Source organism: Borborobacter xinjiangensis (assembly GCF_047739745.1).
Taxonomy (GTDB): domain Bacteria; phylum Pseudomonadota; class Alphaproteobacteria; order Rhizobiales; family Rhizobiaceae; genus Pseudaminobacter.
Map to the genome: position 1 here is coordinate 70,360 of NZ_JBLLVA010000009.1, position 15,776 is coordinate 86,135.

The 15,776-nt window shown below is 60.3% G+C and carries 19 protein-coding genes; 2 read left to right on the top strand and 17 right to left on the bottom strand.

From position 1 onward, the window contains the following. Positions 1–13: 13 nt before the first annotated feature. The 16 genes from petA to ACLKMW_RS12085 all read right to left on the bottom strand — a co-directional run bounded on the left by petA (position 14) and on the right by ACLKMW_RS12085 (position 10,833). Positions 14–571: a ubiquinol-cytochrome c reductase iron-sulfur subunit gene (gene petA, locus ACLKMW_RS12010; RefSeq protein WP_415724702.1), complete on the bottom strand. Its 558-nt coding sequence runs from the start codon at positions 569–571 to the stop codon at positions 14–16. A gap of 71 nt (positions 572–642) precedes the next feature. After that, positions 643–1,278, bottom strand: a complete 636-nt coding sequence (locus tag ACLKMW_RS12015) for a methyltransferase family protein (RefSeq protein ID WP_415724703.1) — start codon at positions 1,276–1,278, stop codon at positions 643–645. A 61-nt stretch (positions 1,279–1,339) separates the two neighbouring features. Next, positions 1,340–1,924 carry a hypothetical protein gene (locus ACLKMW_RS12020; protein ID WP_415724704.1) on the bottom strand — a complete coding sequence of 195 codons (585 nt, stop codon included), beginning with the start codon at positions 1,922–1,924 and terminating at the stop codon, positions 1,340–1,342. 12 nt (positions 1,925–1,936) lie between these two features. Next, the gene (locus ACLKMW_RS12025) at positions 1,937–2,680 is read right to left on the bottom strand and encodes a cytochrome c biogenesis CcdA family protein (protein ID WP_415724705.1); all 744 of its coding nucleotides are present in this window, start codon (positions 2,678–2,680) and stop codon (positions 1,937–1,939) included. Beyond that, positions 2,681–3,388 (bottom strand): DsbA family protein, encoded by a 708-nt coding sequence (locus tag ACLKMW_RS12030; RefSeq protein WP_415724706.1) that lies wholly within the window; start codon positions 3,386–3,388, stop codon positions 2,681–2,683. A 55-nt stretch (positions 3,389–3,443) separates the two neighbouring features. Then, the gene (locus ACLKMW_RS12035; protein ID WP_415724707.1) at positions 3,444–3,989 is read right to left on the bottom strand and encodes a hypothetical protein; all 546 of its coding nucleotides are present in this window, start codon (positions 3,987–3,989) and stop codon (positions 3,444–3,446) included. Continuing rightward, the gene (locus tag ACLKMW_RS12040) at positions 3,979–4,632 is read right to left on the bottom strand and encodes a cytochrome c oxidase assembly protein (protein WP_415724708.1); all 654 of its coding nucleotides are present in this window, start codon (positions 4,630–4,632) and stop codon (positions 3,979–3,981) included. Before ACLKMW_RS12040 ends, ACLKMW_RS12035 begins: the two co-directional genes overlap by 11 nt. 31 nt (positions 4,633–4,663) lie before the next feature. Next, positions 4,664–5,101, bottom strand: a complete 438-nt coding sequence (locus ACLKMW_RS12045; protein ID WP_415724709.1) for a DUF411 domain-containing protein — start codon at positions 5,099–5,101, stop codon at positions 4,664–4,666. Between the two features lie 25 nt (positions 5,102–5,126). Then, on the bottom strand, positions 5,127–5,591 hold the full coding sequence (locus tag ACLKMW_RS12050) for a c-type cytochrome (protein ID WP_415724710.1): 465 nt from the start codon (positions 5,589–5,591) through the stop codon (positions 5,127–5,129). Continuing rightward, the gene (locus ACLKMW_RS12055; protein WP_415724711.1) at positions 5,584–6,390 is read right to left on the bottom strand and encodes a sialidase family protein; all 807 of its coding nucleotides are present in this window, start codon (positions 6,388–6,390) and stop codon (positions 5,584–5,586) included. Before ACLKMW_RS12055 ends, ACLKMW_RS12050 begins: the two co-directional genes overlap by 8 nt. A gap of 100 nt (positions 6,391–6,490) precedes the next feature. Further along, positions 6,491–7,168, bottom strand: a complete 678-nt coding sequence (locus ACLKMW_RS12060; protein ID WP_415724712.1) for an SCO family protein — start codon at positions 7,166–7,168, stop codon at positions 6,491–6,493. 83 nt (positions 7,169–7,251) lie between these two features. Then, on the bottom strand, positions 7,252–7,521 hold the full coding sequence (locus ACLKMW_RS12065; RefSeq protein ID WP_415724713.1) for a hypothetical protein: 270 nt from the start codon (positions 7,519–7,521) through the stop codon (positions 7,252–7,254). A 506-nt stretch (positions 7,522–8,027) separates the two neighbouring features. Then, complete coding sequence (locus ACLKMW_RS12070; RefSeq protein WP_415724714.1) at positions 8,028–8,609, bottom strand: DUF1573 domain-containing protein; 582 nt, start codon at positions 8,607–8,609, stop codon at positions 8,028–8,030. Continuing rightward, positions 8,596–9,546, bottom strand: coding sequence for a WD40/YVTN/BNR-like repeat-containing protein (locus ACLKMW_RS12075; protein ID WP_415724715.1), 951 nt, complete (start codon positions 9,544–9,546; stop codon positions 8,596–8,598). Before ACLKMW_RS12075 ends, ACLKMW_RS12070 begins: the two co-directional genes overlap by 14 nt. A 25-nt stretch (positions 9,547–9,571) precedes the next feature. After that, positions 9,572–10,198: a TlpA family protein disulfide reductase gene (locus ACLKMW_RS12080; protein WP_415724716.1), complete on the bottom strand. Its 627-nt coding sequence runs from the start codon at positions 10,196–10,198 to the stop codon at positions 9,572–9,574. 14 nt (positions 10,199–10,212) lie between these two features. Next, positions 10,213–10,833, bottom strand: a complete 621-nt coding sequence (locus ACLKMW_RS12085; RefSeq protein ID WP_415724717.1) for a DsbE family thiol:disulfide interchange protein — start codon at positions 10,831–10,833, stop codon at positions 10,213–10,215. A gap of 1,003 nt (positions 10,834–11,836) precedes the next feature. Between ACLKMW_RS12085 and cueR the strand changes: the two genes are divergently transcribed. Beyond that, positions 11,837–12,238: a Cu(I)-responsive transcriptional regulator gene (gene cueR, locus ACLKMW_RS12090; protein ID WP_415724777.1), complete on the top strand. Its 402-nt coding sequence runs from the start codon at positions 11,837–11,839 to the stop codon at positions 12,236–12,238. A gap of 253 nt (positions 12,239–12,491) precedes the next feature. Here cueR and ACLKMW_RS12095 read toward each other — a convergent pair whose 3' ends face one another. Beyond that, positions 12,492–14,318 (bottom strand): glycoside hydrolase family 15 protein, encoded by a 1,827-nt coding sequence (locus tag ACLKMW_RS12095; protein ID WP_415724718.1) that lies wholly within the window; start codon positions 14,316–14,318, stop codon positions 12,492–12,494. Between the two features lie 811 nt (positions 14,319–15,129). Between ACLKMW_RS12095 and ACLKMW_RS12100 the strand changes: the two genes are divergently transcribed. Then, the gene (locus tag ACLKMW_RS12100) at positions 15,130–15,615 is read left to right on the top strand and encodes a hypothetical protein (RefSeq protein ID WP_415724719.1); all 486 of its coding nucleotides are present in this window, start codon (positions 15,130–15,132) and stop codon (positions 15,613–15,615) included. Positions 15,616–15,776: the final 161 nt, after the last annotated feature.

The window sequence follows — 15,776 nt, forward strand, 5'->3', positions numbered from 1 at the left end:
GGACCGAACAACGTCATCCAATGCGGATTCTCGCATCGCTCAGGAATGCATAGGGCGGGACATCCAGATTGCGCGGCGCAGGCCCTTTCCGTACCCGTCCGGAAGCATCGTAGATGGACCCGTGGCAAGGACAGAACCACCCGTTATAGGGGCCCCGGGCATCGTCCTCCTCTTGACCGAGGGGGATACAGCCGAGATGCGTACACACTCCAACCATGACCAGCCATTCAGGCTGCTCGACTCGCGCGCTGTCGGGTTGCGGATCAATGAGACCCGGATCGCCGTCGCCCGCCCGAGCCTGCTCGATCATGCTCTCAGTGCGATGGACGATGAAAACCGGCCGGCCGCGCCACTTTACGGTCACACGCTGACCAAGCTCGATGGGTGAAATGTCGATCTCGGTTGCGGCGAGAGCGCCGACATCCGCTGACGGTTGCATACTGTCGATGAACGGCCAGACGGATCCGGCAGCTCCAACAGCCGCGGCCGCGCCAGTGGCAATGTAGAGGAAATCGCGTCTGCTGCCGAGTGCCGGCGTGCTGTCATCAAACTGCTCGTTATTGCTGCTCATCTTGCGACTCCTTTTTCAGCCGCGATCCTCGATAAAATCGGCAGTGCGTCCGAAGCGCCGTAGCCCGGCCTTCATATCAATGCCCCGCGCAGGCGCTGCCAGTTGGGAACAAACTTCGGCACCTTGTCTCGATACCGCAGGTACCGATCTTCAAACCCTCGGATCAGAGCGACCTCCTCGCGTTTAGCCAGACGCACGTATAGCCACACAATGACCGGCGCGAGCGCCAAGGTGGGGATCGTCGGCCAGTGCACCAGCTGGCCGAACACGATCAGGAAAATGCCGAGATATTGAGGATGTCGAACAAGGCCGTAGACGCCGTCCGTCACGAGCTTCTCACGGGAAAAGTAAACCTTGATCCAGCCCTTGATGATGAGGAGCAGCCCGGTAACGACGAAGATAAAGCCCAGAACCATCTCGACCGCCGCGCCGAGACGGCCATAACCTAACAGGGTGGCCCACAGATGTCCGCTGGGGTGAACAAGTGGGATTTCGAGCGGCAAGACGCTGGTAAGCAAATAGATCGTTAGCGGAAATCCGTACATCTCCGCGTAAAGAGCGATGATGAAGGCCTGCACGAGTCCCGCGCCGGCCCAGTCGCGCCAGCTTGAAGGCGCGAGGAAATGATAGACAGCCCATACCCCCAGAGCGCTCAGGAGCACCGCATAGGGCCAGAGGGTGGTCCAGTTGCCGTAGCCGGCATCCATTGCTCGCTTCCTTGCTCTCAGCCTCCAGTTTTGCCTCTGCTGCAATCAGGAGAAGCATAGTTCAGGTATGGCTGTGGTCTTCGCCGCCGCCGCAGCCGTCCGAAAGGTCCCAGAGTTCCGCTATCTGCTCGCCGGTGAAGCCCTCTTCGCGGATCAGCTTTTTCGCCAGCCCGCCATAAACCTGCCAACGCCAGCACTGGCAGCAGCAGGGGCCCCGCTCGTCGGAATTCGCCATCGCATAATCATACGCAGCCTGCTCCGCCTCGTTCAGTTCCACCGCATAATAGGGCATCAGTTTCTGCGCGAGCCCCGCGGGAATGTCGTACGGATCGCTCGGGATCGCGGAGATGTCCTTGTATTTTCTCAGCCCGTTCACCTGCTCGACATAGCGGTGAGCGTCCATCGGGCTGCAGCACGAGCCCTGGATCAGCGCGGTCGCGGGCATATGCGCGATCGAGTCCATGAATTCGCGGGAACAATTGCTGTTGCCGTTTTCGCTCAGATATTCGAAACGACTCATGGGCGCTTCGTCGCCGGCTTCTTCACCAACCGCGCGGTCCTGAAAGAGCAGGCCGCCTCCGAGCGCAAGGGCAATAGCGACAGCTACTCCCAGCAGCTTGATCTTCAATTGGGATCCTCGATACATCTGGAGTCCTCCTCAGCCGATCTTCGTGAGAATGGGGAACTGCTCGAGCAGCCAGAACGAGAAGGTGGACATGGTGCCGTTGATCATCGCGACCCCCATCACGACCATGATCGCGCCGGCGCCGATCTGGAGAATGCGTCCGGTCCGCCGCATTCCCTTGAGCCGCTTCGCCAGCCCCTCGGTGAAGAGGGCGGACAGGAGGAAGGGCACGCCGAGCCCGAGCGAATAGATACTGAGCAGCGCGATGCCGTTGGAGGCGGACGAGGAAAAGGCGCTGACGGTCAGGATCGCGCCAAGAACCGGTCCGATGCAGGGCGTCCAGCCGAAGCCGAACGCGAGGCCCAGAACATAGGCCCCCACCGGACGGCCTCCGGCCAGATTACCGTGGAAGCGGAATTCGCGCTGAAGCCAGGGCAACCGCACAAGCCCGGTCATGAACACGCCGAACACGATGATAATGGCCCCGCCAACGATATTCGTTTCATAGCGATACGCGAGCAGAAGGCGGCTCAAGGCCGTCGCGCTGGCGCCAAGCGCTATGAAAACAGTGGAGAAGCCGAGAACGAACCAGGTGCTGAGCAGAACGGCCGAAAGCCGACTGCCCACCGGTCGTGACGGTCCACCGGCAACCGCGGCATTTCCTGCCACGTAGGAAATGTAGCCGGGAACGAGCGGCAGAACGCACGGCGAGAGAAACGAGATCGCCCCCGCCGCGAGCGCCGTCATGATGCCGATATTAGAGATCTCGAACACCACTTACCCCTCGGGTTGGTCTCTTGCCTCAGCAATGGAGCGTTGCAGCGTGGTTAAGTCGACGAGGCCGCGAATGATTTCATGGCCGACAACGAAAGTCGGCGTGCCCGTGATACGAAGCTCGTTGGCGAGAGCGCGGTTGTTCTCAATGGCCGCCATGATGGCCGGATCCTCCATGTCCTGTTCGAGCCGTTCAACATCCAGACCGACATCTGCGGCGATTGTCATGGTGGAGGTCTCGTCGACCGATCCGGAATAGGCCATCATGGCATCATGAAAAGCCTGGTACTTGTCTTGCTTCCGCGCGGCGAGCGCCGCTCGAGCTGCAAATTCAGAACCGGGGCCCAGTATCGGCCATTCTTTGTAGACGAATTTCAGGCCTGAATCGGCCGCCAGCGCCTGTTCGATCGTGGGCGCAGCTTTGCGGCAGTATGGACAATTGTAATCGAAGAATTCCACAAGCGTAACGTCGCCGTCCGGGTTGCCGGCGACGGGAGAGGCCGGATCATTAAATATCTCCTGGCCGCGTTCGGCAAGGAGCGTTTCCATCTCGTTTGCCTCCGTCGCCTGACGGCGTTCCTCCAGTTGCTGTAGCGCTTCGACCACAACCTCCGGGTTCGCGAGCAGATACTCGCGCGTCTGCGCTTCGAAGTCAGTCGAGACTCCCGAACTTTCCGCGTCGAGAAAGCCGGTCGCGAAGAGCAGGGCCAAGCCGGACAGAACTGCGGCCAAGGTGGAAAGGATAATCGAGGCGGCGAGGCCCGTATTAGCTTTTGACATGACTGCTCCTCCGGAGGGGAACGATCTTTGCTTGTGCAATCGTTGCCGGATGTTCGGACCTCAACTGGCGAGCCCACCAAAAGGCAATGAGCGGCACGACGACCCATTGCGCGACGGGCGAGAGGCCTGTGTCGATCACAGGAATGATGGGCATGAAATCGGAATAGGCCCAGCTCTCCCGCACAACGATGTTCAGCCATTCGCTGAAGATCGTATAGGAAATCCCAAAGATGATCGTGAGCGCTGCAACCGGTACGTAACGGCGGCTGGGCCAGTTCCGGGTGCCGAGCAGCATGAGAGACAGCACCAGCGATGAGAGGGCGATCAGCACATCGCCTCCGGTGCAATGGACGACGGCAAAGACCAGTTCGCCGGTCGTTCCCTCGCGCCAGATAGTGTAGAGCGGAAGGTGAAGAGTCTCCCAGATGAGCATCCCGCTGACAACGACAAGCAGGTAACGCCGCAGGGTGGAAAGCCACGGCGTGATATGCGGCTCCGTCGGATGCTCAATGAGGGAACCGTCACTGGACATTGATGTCGCTCTTGGCTTCCGCGGCCTTGGTTTCCTGCGAGGCCATATACTGCTTGAGCGCCTCTGGCCCCCTGTCGAAGAAGGTGTAGGAGAGCGTGATGGACTTGATGCCTGCAATGTCCGGATCCTCCAGGATCGCCGGATCGACGAAAAAGGTGACCGGGAACTCCTTTTCTTCGCCCGGCTTCAGCAGCTGTTCGGTGAAGCAGAAGCACTGGATCTTATTGAAGTACTGACCGGCCTGAAGCGGCACAACGTTGTAGGTCGCCGTGCCAAGGACCGGCCGGTTCGCCGGATTCCGACCCTTGTAAGCCACGAGACCCGTCTCGCCCAGTGCGAGTTCGACAGGTTTCGGGGCATCAAAGACCCATGGCATGCCGCCAGCGACGTTAGCATCGAACCGAACGGTGATCCGTTCTTCGGACAACGCTGCCGCCGCTTCGGCGACTTGGGTCGTGCCACCGTAACCCGTTACAGCGCAGAACAAGCGATAAAGCGGCACTGCGGCGAAGCTAAGCCCCACCATACCGAGGACGAGGAGAGCGAGAGTCGCTGCGGTCCACCGCTTTCTATGTTCCGCCGCGCCGGGTGCGGCGCGGCGGAGCAGTTGAGTGAACCGCTTTCGTTGGCTGACCTGTTCCAACACCAGCTCCTGTTGCGTTCGATGGAGTCGGCTATTCGGTGGCGTAGACCACCGGCGGCTTTGCGTCCGAAATCTCGTAAATCTTGAACGGCTCTGGCTTCGGCCCAGGCATACCCGGCGCGCCAGAGGGCATTCCCGGCAAAGCGATGCCCCTGATGTCCGGCCGCTCCGTCAGAAGACGGTTGAGCGTGTCGAGCGGCACCAGGCCTTCAACCACATAGTTACCGACGCGCATCGTATGGCAACCCCCCAGTTCCTCCGGAACGCCCGCCATTTTCTTGATGACCGACAGGTCTTCTGTGTTCTCCATTTTCACGTCGAAACCGTTCTCTTCCAAGTGCTCAGCATAAGCGTCGCAGCAACCGCATTGTGGGTTCTTGTAGAGAGTCGCCTCGATCGGTGGCGCGGCATGTGCCGCTGAGGCGGCCAATCCGGACACGGCGGCCAATAGGGTGATGAAATAGCGCATGATGCTTCCTTCCGTCTTGCTCATGTCAGGGGTTATGTTTCGTCGCAGCAGGAAAGGGTTCTTTGAGGCTTTCCTGCAACTGGTATCGCCGCTGTTCTTCGGTCCACAGCGATTTGAGATAGGTGACCACTGCCTCGATCTCCTCCGGCGCAAGAACTTCGCCGAATGGAGGCATCGTGAGGAGATCCGTCTCGTTGAACGGATCGCGCCACCCCTTGGCGATCATCTCGTACAAGTCGGCGTCCGAATGCCGCCAGGTATGCCCCTCCTGGTTGTGGGGCGGCGGGGGGAGGTCACCTTGCTCATTGGGCTCTCGCCAATCGGATGCTCCTTCGGACTTCGCGCCGTGGCAGGACGAGCAGTTCTGGCGGTAGATGGCCTGCCCCTCTTTGACCCGTTTCGGGTCAAGCACCGGCGGGCCGACCTGCGCCGCCAATACCGTCGTCGAAGCGGCGAGACTCATGCAGACCGCGAGCAAAAGCCTAGCCATTCACCAGCTCCCAGCTTCCGCCTCGATCGGTGCTCTTGAACAGCGCTCCGTTAGCGGTCGCGGCAAAAAGGGCGCCTGACGGCGACATCGTAAGCGCCATCGGAGAATCTTCAGGCGACGGCGCCTCCTTCCACTCCTGCCCGCCGTTTTCGCTTCGGAACAGCCCCTCCTCGGTTGAGGCGTAGAGTTCCTTCGGCTGCCCCGGGTCAAAAACAAGACTGTAGACCGGGCTGTTGAGATCGCCTGCGCCACGCCAGAGGCAGAAGCAGTCCATCGAGACCTTGGCGCCCTGCGCCGTGGCGGCGTAAAGCCACCCCGTCTCCATGCTGCCTTCCATATTGGTATGGATAAGCTGGCGGATGGCTTCCGGGCCGCTATCCATGAGCTGCCAGCTCGCGCCTTCGTCCTGCGTTCGGTAGATCCCCTTCGCAGGTATGTAGAGGTAGAGCGTCTCTGGCAGCGTTGAATGTGCGGCAAGTGAGATGACGTCGGTATTTGGCAGCCCCTCGTTCAGGCTCGTCCAGCTTTGGCCGCCGTCCTGGGTGCGGATCACCCCGATCCCCGGTCCAGAAATATATATGGTCTCGCCGTCCCCAGCCGGAGTGGCTACGCCAGTAATCGTCCCCTGCGCTGACGGCGGCAATGGAATGCTCTCCCAGCTTTCCCCGTCATCGCGGCTTCGGTGAAGAGCCCCCTCAACCACCTTCAGGAGCGCCTCGGTTGCGGCATCATAGGTCAGCACGACGCCGGCATCGCGCGACTGCTCCGATGAGTGCGCATTGTGAACTACGGCGAGCATGGGAAGCATCGTCAAAACGGCCAGCCGAGCCAGCCAAGCCGTCCAACTTTCCTTCGTTCTTTTCAGAGTGGTTTTCATGCTTTTCTTCCGTTTCCAGTGCCTAGAGCATCGAGCGCATCCGCGACCACAAGGAGGGCGCCTCGGGCTCCTTGTGCGGGACGTTTGCGTTGGTCAGGCCGTTAATGAAGAGGACAAGGTTCGTCGGTTCGAAACCGAGGCCGTGAAAGTTCGCGACCCACTGCCCCTTCTGATCGATGATGTGGGTGACGACGCTGTGGATTTGGAGGCCGTCGTCCGTCACCGTAAAGCCGTGGCCGAACTCCTCCGCGAGCTTGCGGGTGGTGTCCTCGGGCCGATCTGGACCGCTCGTCAGGAACATCCAGTTCGTCGTCGGGTCGAGGCCGTGTATAGGGCCATAGGGTTTCAAAACCTCTGGCGTGTCCCGCTCCGGGTCAGTGGTGATGGTGATGAACTGCACCCGGTCCTTCATCGGGGTGTCGTTGACCAGCCGTTGAATGTCGCCAATCCGTTCGGCGTGAAGCGGGCACACGTCGGGGCACCCCGCATAAAGAAAGTGCAGCACCACGACTTTCTCTGTGAGGTCCTGGAGGCGGACGGGATTGCCGTCCGCCTCCTGAAGCGCGAAATCCGGTGCGGGTTCGTCCTTCGTCTGAAAGTATTTTTCTTTTTCGAAGAGATCCTCCTGAACGTCTTCAAGCGAGTGGGCGGACGCAACTATGGGCGCTAAAAGCGCCGCGGCGGTTCCGGTCGCTAGCATTCGTCTTCTGCTAATCATGATGTCCTCTTGTCGCTGGACGGACGCGGGCCGGCCTCTTGCCCGGCCCGCGCTTGATCCATGGCTCAGCCGTTGTTCGGCTGCGCACCTTCGCCGGCAGGCGTTTCCTTGTCCGACTGCATGGCCTTCATCATCTCATTGCAGGTCTGCATCATCTCGTTCATCTGGGTCATCATGCCCATCATGTCGCCGCCCTGCATCATGCCTTGCATCTCGTCAGAGTTCATGGAGGGAGACGTAGGCTGCTCGGTCTGGGTCTGCGCGAATGCCACGGGAGCAGCCAGAATACCGGCAGCCACTAACGACATCGCGATCTTTCGGATCATCTTGTTCATCACATATTCTCCTTTGCTTGGTTGCGGACTCCACCGGATGATCCGGCTTCCGCGTCTTCAGCCATGCTCTGGTCTTGGACAGAGCTCGGGCTGAATGGGGTCGGTGCCGCGAGCGCGGGAACACTTGCGCTCTCGCGCGTCAGCACGTTTGAGGTTGTAGCTCCAGTTGTGTCATCGCTCCGCTCCGACTTCGAACAGGATCCTGCCCCGCCGGAGCCCGAGGACGAACAGGCCTTCATGGCGCAAAGGCCGAGGCCGCACATGATGGCGCAGGGCGCGAGCGCGATCAGAAGTGGCGCCAAGCCAGCGACCACCAGCCACGGCCATCCAAACCAAAGGGCGGGGATGCCGAGTGCGATTGCCGCGATTATTACGCCTCGCCTGCCGCGAAGCTGGTAGCGCACGTATCGCCCAATATCCTGACTCAGTGAGGTCTCAGAAACAGAAGTGCTCATCGAGGGGTCCTTTCATGTTTTCAAGTTGTCGGCTGTGTTGAAAAGCAACTGCTACCCGGAAGCGTTACCCGTCACTGTTGCGTGAACTCCGAGTTCGACCTTCGGATTTTGCGGATCGTTGGTGGCGAATTTGACATTCCGAGTTACGGAACCCTCCACCGGCATCAAGGACGGCTGGTAGATGACCGCGACCACTGCCGTCTCCCCTGGTTGAAGAATACCCTTCCAGCTGTTCGCGTCCGGGGAATTGTGCATCGCCATGTTGAACCTGGGACTCTTCCCGTCGGGGAGCGTAATCTCTGCAAACGTGCACATGCAGGAGGTGCCGACCTGGCTGATCTCCACCGGTTCGGTGCCGGTATTGGTCAGTTTGAAGTCGGCACTGCGCACGTCTTCGACCGAGATGGCGCCGAGCTCGGCTTCCTCCCTGTCGATTTTGAGAGTAGCTCCGGCGACAGGCTGGACCGGCTGAATGCCATTGGACGCGGCCGATGCCGTGTCAGCACGCGGCGCAAGCACGTTGAAAGAAGCTATTCCGAGTCCAGCGAGCATCACGGCGACGACGGCAATCGCGCCGATCGAAAATCTGCCCGCCTTGCGCCTACTGAAATTGGTCTTACTAGCCTTGGACATCGTCGTCCTCCACCTTGGTCCAGTTCGCGCCGGCATCGCTGCTGGAAACCAGCGTGCCGTCGGCACCCACCGCGTAAACTTCATTCGGTTTGGCTGCGTTCACGGTGACGACCGCGTCCTCCACCAGATCCGTGGCCTGCGCCCAGGTCTGCCCGCCATCTTTCGACTTGAAGACGCCTTGGCGCAGACCGGCGTAGAGGACCTTCGAATCGGAAGAATCCACCGCCAGGCTGTAGACCCGGCCGTCCGGCAGTCCAGCGTTGGACAGCCGGTCCCAGCCGCAGAAGCAGTCCGGGCTCTTCATCACGCCGGTATCCAGGGCCGCATAGAGCCAAATCCCGCCCATGCCGGTCGGGTTGTTGGCGGAAGCCAGCGCGCGGATTTCCTGCTTCTTCGGTCCGTCGTCGACTCGCTGCCATGAGGCCGCGGCGTCATTACTGCGGTAGAGACCTGTGCCCAGCACCCAGACATAGAGCTTGCTCGGGTCTTTCGCGTCTATGGCAAAGCCTTCGGTCGACATGCCGTCGAGACCTGCGCTGGCGGCCTCCCAGGTTTCTCCCCCATCGGTGCTTTTTACCACGCCGACTCCGTGGCCGGTCGCGTACATCACCTGCGCATCGGACGGGTCGATGGAGATGGAGGTGATGTTTGCCCGCTCCTCGGTCTTCGGAATGCCTTCGACCGCCTTCCAGGTCTTGCCGCCATCGCCGCTGCGATAGATCGGCCGGGCTCCAAGAAAAAGCTCGTTGGTTTTGGGGTTTACGGCGAGCGCGTGCACGTGTCCGCCAAAGCGGCTGGGAGCCAGCTCGCTCGCCGGTTTTTCGTTTTGCGCAACGACTAGGGCCGGGACAGCAGCGGGTTCCGCTAAAGCCAAGCCGCTGCCGGCCGCGACCAGAGCGACCGCCGAGATGAGAGAGTATCGTAGAGATTTTGTCATGGTGTTGGTTCCTTTGTCTTGATTGCTAGCGATTGCTCGCTGTGTTGATGGACTGAAGCTCCCGCCGCAGAAGCGAAATCATGTCCTCACTGTCCCACTCGGCCGGGCCGATCAGACGGCCCTGTTCGAGACCGGCGGCATTCACAAGCAGCGTCGTCGGAATGCCGACCGTGCCCAGCCGGTAGGCGGCGCTTGCCGACTTATCGACGTAGATGCCGAGCGCCTCGAGGCCGAGTTCATGGTAGAAGGCCTCAACCGCAGGCAGTCCCTCACGGTCGATCGAAAGCGGAACGACCTCGAAGTCGGGACCACCTAATTGTGCCTGCAGCCGGTCGAGGGACGGCATTTCCTCGCGGCAGGGGATGCACCAGGTCGCCCAGATGTTGAGCAGCACCGTCTTTCCCCGAAAAGCGTCGAGGCCCATGGCGCGGCCCTCGCCATCCACAAACTGAAGCTCAGGAACTTGCTTCGGCTGTTCATGCATGGTGAAGACACCCGCGCTCGTGGGTGTTTCCACGGCCTGAGACCGCGATGACGGTTGCGTCGCCGCCTCACGAGCGTTGGTCGTTGCGGAGTGATGATAAACGCCGCCTGCGATGAGGCTCGCCACGCCGGCCGCTGCGACAAGAGGGATGACTATCTTCCAGCGCATGACTGTTGCTCCCCTTACTTCCGCAGCTTTTCGATCAACGGGCCGATCTTTTCCCGATAGACTTCAGGAGTGACGGCGCCGACGTGCTTGAAGGCTATCCGGCCTTGAGCATCGATCACGAAGGTCTCCGGCACGCCGTAGACGCCCCAGTCGATCGAGACCCGGCCGTTCAGATCCGCTCCGGTTCGCGTGTAGGGATCGCCCATGCTATCGAGCCACTCCTCCGCGTCCTGAGGGCGATCCTTATAGTTGATGCCATGGATCGGGACGGTCCCTGTCCTCATGAGTTCCATGAAGACAGGGTGTTCTTCGCGGCATGCGACGCACCAGGAGGCGAATACGTTTACGAGCGACACTTCGCTTGAAAGATCAGCACTCGATAGCCCGAGCGCTCGGCCCTGCACCGGCGCCAGGCTGAACTTCGGCACTGGCTTGCCAATCAGGACCGAAGGTATGACGCGCGCGTTACGTCCCAGGCCCCAGCCGAGTACGACGGCGAGACCGGTAAAGACGCCAAGCGGTAGCAGCACGAGCGCGCGCCTGCGTGATGCGGACGGTAGGTCCCTTGCCTGTACCGCCTCACCGGCGGCACGGGTGTATAGTTCCGCGTCAAAACGAGCGGGTTCGGAAAGCATGATATCGCATCCTCATTCGTTCGCCCCAAAATCCATGACAGTTGGACTGTCGGCTGGGTGGTGCGAAAGGAGTCCCGATGCGCTTAACGCGCTTCGGACCGGACGAGACAGGGGCGTGACCGCGCCGCGGTCAGCCCCGTCTCACACGAGGATGTTCAGTCTGGGAGGGAAAGGTTCGGGATGCCCTACGAGGCCTCTGAACCGCTGTTGGAGCGCAACGATATGACCAGCTCTGCCGGCGTCGAGCTGGATGTTCTTTCCCCAGGCCTCCATAGAGGAGCCTGGGCAACTGAGAACACATCCCGACGCGGACATCGCCATGTCGCCGCCACCGCACCCATCACAGGTACCGGGCACCGACTGATCGGCCGTTGCTTCGATGGACTGCTGGGACATGTCGCCAGCCTGAGCCGAAAGCACTGGCGTCCCGAGGCCTAGGGCCAGGAGCAACAGAACAGCAAATAGGCGGCGCAGGTTTTGCATTGCACGTGAATATAGGGGCGCCGGGCGTGGTTGCCAACCCACAACATGGGCAAATTCGTCGCATCCCGTTCGACGGACCGTCTACTCACGGGTGACGAGTGATCCGGCTTTCGCCCGTGCCAGGGTACTCTTTCCCGATTTCTAAAATTTTTCTATGTACTATTGACCTTCCAGTGGGGGGAAGCCCCACTTTGAGAGGGCGACTTTGAATCGGAGGCAACGTTTGCGTGGTAGCACAGCCGCAGGAGCTGAGACGGGCGTGATGCGGTATAGCAGTTCACCCCATGTGTGGGGCGCGTCGAAAAGGCAATCCGCGCCGTGCTGGGCGTCGCCTCCGTCTCCATTAACCTGGCGACGAAGTGAGCAGACGTCGTCTTCGCGGGCGAGCCCGACGCGGTGGCAGTCGTGTGCGCGATGAATAGGGAGGCTGCGATGCACAGTCGAGACAACCGGACTTGCCGAGACAATGCCGAGCCAGGGACCTGGACCCGGCAGAGTGAAAACTGATGGAGAACCAAAAATGAATATAGGAGAAGCTGCCGCCGCCTCTGGAGTGACGGCTAAAACCATCCGCTATTATGAAGGTACAGGCTTCATTCCTTCGGCGGCTAGAACCGCCGCCGGCTACCGCATCTACAGTGAAGCTGACGTCCACACGCTTCGCTTCATTCGTCGGGCACGCGACCTTGGTTTTTCAACCGAGGAAATTCGCCGGCTTCTGGCCTTGTGGCAAGACAGGAGCCGTGCCAGCGCCGAGGTGAAACAGCTAGCCTTGGAGCATATCGAAGCGTTTCGCTTAAAAATCGCCCATCTCCAGGACTTGCGCAGAGCGCTATTGGATCTCGCTGCCAATTGCAACGGCGATCATCGGCCGGATTGTCCCATCCTGAACGATCTGGCGGGGCAGAAGGCGGCCGAATAACCCACATTACGCATCGGACGTGCGAGGCTGTAAAGCGTTCCATGCTGTGCGGGAGGGCGCCTTAACGGCTACAGCGACGCGAGCCCCGCCTTAGGTATTCCTGTAGGCCATCGTCCCGCACGTCGTGAGGCTATTCCGCACGCCTGACCGCAGATCGCTTGCTTTTTGGTGGAATGGCCATGGGCGTAATGCCAGCGCTGCCCATGAGCTCGTCGCAGCAGGTTCCTCCTCAGAGGGTTCGTGCAAAAACCGTTCAAAACTGAAACTTTTGCGATGATCTGCTGGGCCGCACATTTGCGCGTTGTTCCGCCGGCTTTGCAAACTGCGTCAGGTTGCGTGCGGTGTTGGCGAGCGCCAGATGCGAGAACGCTTGGGGAAAATTGCCGAGCTGCCGCTTGGCGCGTGGATCATACTGCTCGGCCAGCAGTCCGACATCATTCCTAAGTAGTAGCAGTCGCTCGAACAGCCGCCGGGCCTCATCATGCCGCCCGAGCAGGATCAGGTTATCGACCAGCCAGAAGCTGCAGGCGAGAAACCCGCCCTCGCCCGCAGGTAGCCCGTCATCGGCGCTCCTCGTGTCGTAACGTAGAACAAGCCCGTCTGGCATCAGGTGACGCTCGATTGCCTCTACTGTGCCCCTGACCCGGGGGTCCGTCGGTGCCAGAAATCCAACGAGCGGAAGTAACAGCAGGCTGGCATCGAGCTGCTTGGACCCGTAGGATTGCACGAATGAACCGAGTTCCGGGTCAAACGCGCTGCGGCAAACCTCATCATGAATACGTCGGCGCACAGCGATCCAGCGTTCCAGGGGTCCCTCGAGCCCAAATTCCTGAATGGTTCTCACGGCGCGGTCCATAGCCACCCATGCCATTACCTTTGAATGGGTGAAGTGTCGGCGGCCGCCTCGCACTTCCCAAATCCCTTCGTCCGGCTCGCTCCAGATCGTTTCGACGTGAGAGACGAGAGCCCGCTGCAAAGCCCAACCAGCATCGCTGGCGTGTATACCGGCTTGCCGGGCCTGATATAGCGCATCGAGAACCTCGCCATAAACGTCGAGCTGAAGCTGTCCGTAGGCGGCATTCCCGATCCGGACGGGAACAGAACCCTCGTAGCCTGCCAGCCAAGGCACCTGCCACTCGCTCAACCGTCGCTCGCCGCCCAGACCGTACATGATCTGAATCTGGTCGGGACTGCCGGCAACGGCACGGAGCAGCCATTCGCGCCAGTCTTGAGCCTCCTCGTCATAGCCGGCATCCATCAGAGATAAGAGCGCGAAGGTGGCGTCGCGCAACCAGCAGAAGCGATAGTCCCAATTCCGCGCTCCGCCCAACTGCTCGGGAAGCGATGTCGTAGGAGCTGCTACCATTCCCCCAGTTGGCCGGTACGTTAGCGCCTTGAGCACGACATGCGAGCGCACCACCGCTTCCGACCATTCGCCGTCATAGGCGCATCGGTTGGCCCACTCTTCCCAGAAGGCCTCCGTCTCGTGAAGTGCCTTTAGCGGGTCGACCGGATCTAGTTGAGGAAGGTGAGATGACGAGTAGGTGAGCACGAAAGACACCGTCTCTCCTGCAGAGACTGTGAACTCGCCTATTGTCTTGTGATTTTCGCCGTGAAGGCTCACCGGCGTTCGCAGGGTAAGCATGTCCGGTCCGGCAACCGCGCGCAAGGCACCGTCCTCTTGCCGGGTAACCCAAGGCACCACAATGCCGTATTCGAACCGGATAATCAGTTCCGTCCGCATAAGAACCTTGCCATGCTTGCCAGTGACTGTGCGGATTAGGTCCGAGGCTGCGCCGCGCAGAGGCATGAAATCTGTCACGGTGACGACGCCATCGGCGGTTTCGAACTCGGTCTCCAGGATCAGCGTCTGGCCACGATACTTGCGGGCCGTTCTCACCGGGGGACCCGCAGGTCCAATCTGCCACCGACCGTGCTCCGGCCCGCCGAGGAGGGCGGCAAAGCAGGCGCCCGAGTCGAAACGCGGCCAGCATAGCCAGTCGATCGAACCGTTGCGGCCGACGAGGGCTGCCGTCTCGCAATCACCAATCAGCGCATAGTCTTCAATCCGCAATGCCATGGACTATCCTGAAAGGGCCGTTATACGCATCATTTCCCTGAAACCGCGTGGAAAGCCGCGCCGCGCCGACGACAGATCGCGGGGCTAGCAACGCCGTCGCTAGCACACAGCGGTGCTGCCAAATCATTCTGCCGCTCTCTCCGACGTCAACCTTAGGGCGACATAAGCACTACACTGCACCCCTGCGGCACTGAAGCTGGAATAAATGGAACTGTTCCGCTGTCAAAATACCATCGCTACGCGCGCTGGGTGGTAAAATTGAATCCCCGATTCGATGCTTGCGTGCCAAGTCTTCTCCAGTGTCTCCGGTTTGGATGGAATCGGGGCGGGCGACTTGGCTTGGCGCTAATTGGCTTGACCAGGGCTCCGAAATCAACTGCGCCTGGTTAACAGAAACACTGCGGAGGCCAAGAAAGAAAAAACCACCGGCGACGAGTACATGTGAAGCATGATCAAGCTATCATGTTTGGTTATCTTGCAGACAAGCGAGAAGGCCATGTAGGTCACCGCATACGCGGCGGCCGCTCTGACTGCGACGCTAATTACCGTTTCCAACATTGTCAAAGCGCCGAGGGATTGAGGCCGGTTCGGGGAACGATAACCGATCCCCAACGAATGGCCGATCAAGATTCCTTTACCGAACGCCAACGCTGTTCCTGTCCGAGAGGTCGAGGCTCGCATTCGGCGAGTGGCCTAAGAAAACCGATGCCCTCACCGATCTCTATAGGAGATTACCTTTAGTTCCGGAGGAACAGCCCTATTTGGAACGCCGTTATCATTGCGGCACGACAAGGAGCGATTGGAGCGGCCCATGGAGGAAGAGGAAGTTCTTGGCGGCCGGAGGGTTCAGAAGCCTTCCGCGGCAGACAGTCTCTGGCAAGTGCCCGAAGTACCCGTAGTGATCCTTTCATTCGCATTCCACTTCATCTGGGAATTTCTCCAGGTACCCACGTTTGAAGGCATGTCTGAGCGTCCCCATTGGCAGGGCATCAAAATATGCACGGCTGCGACAGTTGGAGATGTCGGGTTTGCGCTTGTCGCGTTCTGGGCGACCGCCGCCGCCTCTCGCTCGCGCCGGTGGATTGCTTCGCCGCAGCTGTGGCAGCTAGGAGTTTTTGTTGGCGTCGGCGTCGGGCTCACAATCGGTTTCGAATATTATTACGTCGAGGTGACGGGCCGCTGGTCGTACTCCGAGCTGATGCCGCGTGTACCGCCCCTAGGCACAGGCCTTTCGCCACTCCTGCAGTGGATATTCGTCCCACTGCTCGTCGCAAACCTGACACGACGAATCATCTAGCATGGCTCTCAAACCGACGTGCATGAGGCCGATCGTCAGTTATGCCACCCACATTGGAGGTCAACGGAAGCGCCGGATCGCCGGATACGGTCACAGGGTCTTCAGCCCTGCTCCCTCCGTTCGATGAACACAGTCACGCGGCTTAACTGCCGCGCCGCCCT

Bases quoted from the DNA above. Each gene is read 5' to 3' on its own strand.
- ACLKMW_RS12045 (WP_415724709.1), bottom strand. From the start codon at position 5,101: ATGCGCTATTTCATCACCCTATTGGCCGCCGTGTCCGGATTGGCCGCC.
- ACLKMW_RS12080 (WP_415724716.1), bottom strand. From the start codon at position 10,198: ATGCGCTGGAAGATAGTCATCCCTCTTGTCGCAGCGGCCGGCGTGGCG.
- ACLKMW_RS12065 (WP_415724713.1), bottom strand. From the start codon at position 7,521: ATGAACAAGATGATCCGAAAGATCGCGATGTCGTTAGTGGCTGCCGGT.
- ACLKMW_RS12060 (WP_415724712.1), bottom strand. From the start codon at position 7,168: ATGCTAGCGACCGGAACCGCCGCGGCGCTTTTAGCGCCCATAGTTGCG.
- ACLKMW_RS12075 (WP_415724715.1), bottom strand. From the start codon at position 9,546: ATGACAAAATCTCTACGATACTCTCTCATCTCGGCGGTCGCTCTGGTC.
- ACLKMW_RS12100 (WP_415724719.1), top strand. From the start codon at position 15,130: ATGGAGGAAGAGGAAGTTCTTGGCGGCCGGAGGGTTCAGAAGCCTTCC.
- ACLKMW_RS12020 (WP_415724704.1), bottom strand. From the start codon at position 1,924: ATGTATCGAGGATCCCAATTGAAGATCAAGCTGCTGGGAGTAGCTGTC.
- ACLKMW_RS12035 (WP_415724707.1), bottom strand. From the start codon at position 3,989: ATGTCCAGTGACGGTTCCCTCATTGAGCATCCGACGGAGCCGCATATC.
- ACLKMW_RS12085 (WP_415724717.1), bottom strand. From the start codon at position 10,833: ATGCTTTCCGAACCCGCTCGTTTTGACGCGGAACTATACACCCGTGCC.
- ACLKMW_RS12050 (WP_415724710.1), bottom strand. From the start codon at position 5,591: ATGGCTAGGCTTTTGCTCGCGGTCTGCATGAGTCTCGCCGCTTCGACG.
- ACLKMW_RS12015 (WP_415724703.1), bottom strand. From the start codon at position 1,278: ATGGATGCCGGCTACGGCAACTGGACCACCCTCTGGCCCTATGCGGTG.
- ACLKMW_RS12055 (WP_415724711.1), bottom strand. From the start codon at position 6,390: ATGCTCGCCGTAGTTCACAATGCGCACTCATCGGAGCAGTCGCGCGAT.
- ACLKMW_RS12070 (WP_415724714.1), bottom strand. From the start codon at position 8,609: ATGTCCAAGGCTAGTAAGACCAATTTCAGTAGGCGCAAGGCGGGCAGA.
- cueR (WP_415724777.1), top strand. From the start codon at position 11,837: ATGAATATAGGAGAAGCTGCCGCCGCCTCTGGAGTGACGGCTAAAACC.
- ACLKMW_RS12095 (WP_415724718.1), bottom strand. From the start codon at position 14,318: ATGGCATTGCGGATTGAAGACTATGCGCTGATTGGTGATTGCGAGACG.
- petA (WP_415724702.1), bottom strand. From the start codon at position 571: ATGAGCAGCAATAACGAGCAGTTTGATGACAGCACGCCGGCACTCGGC.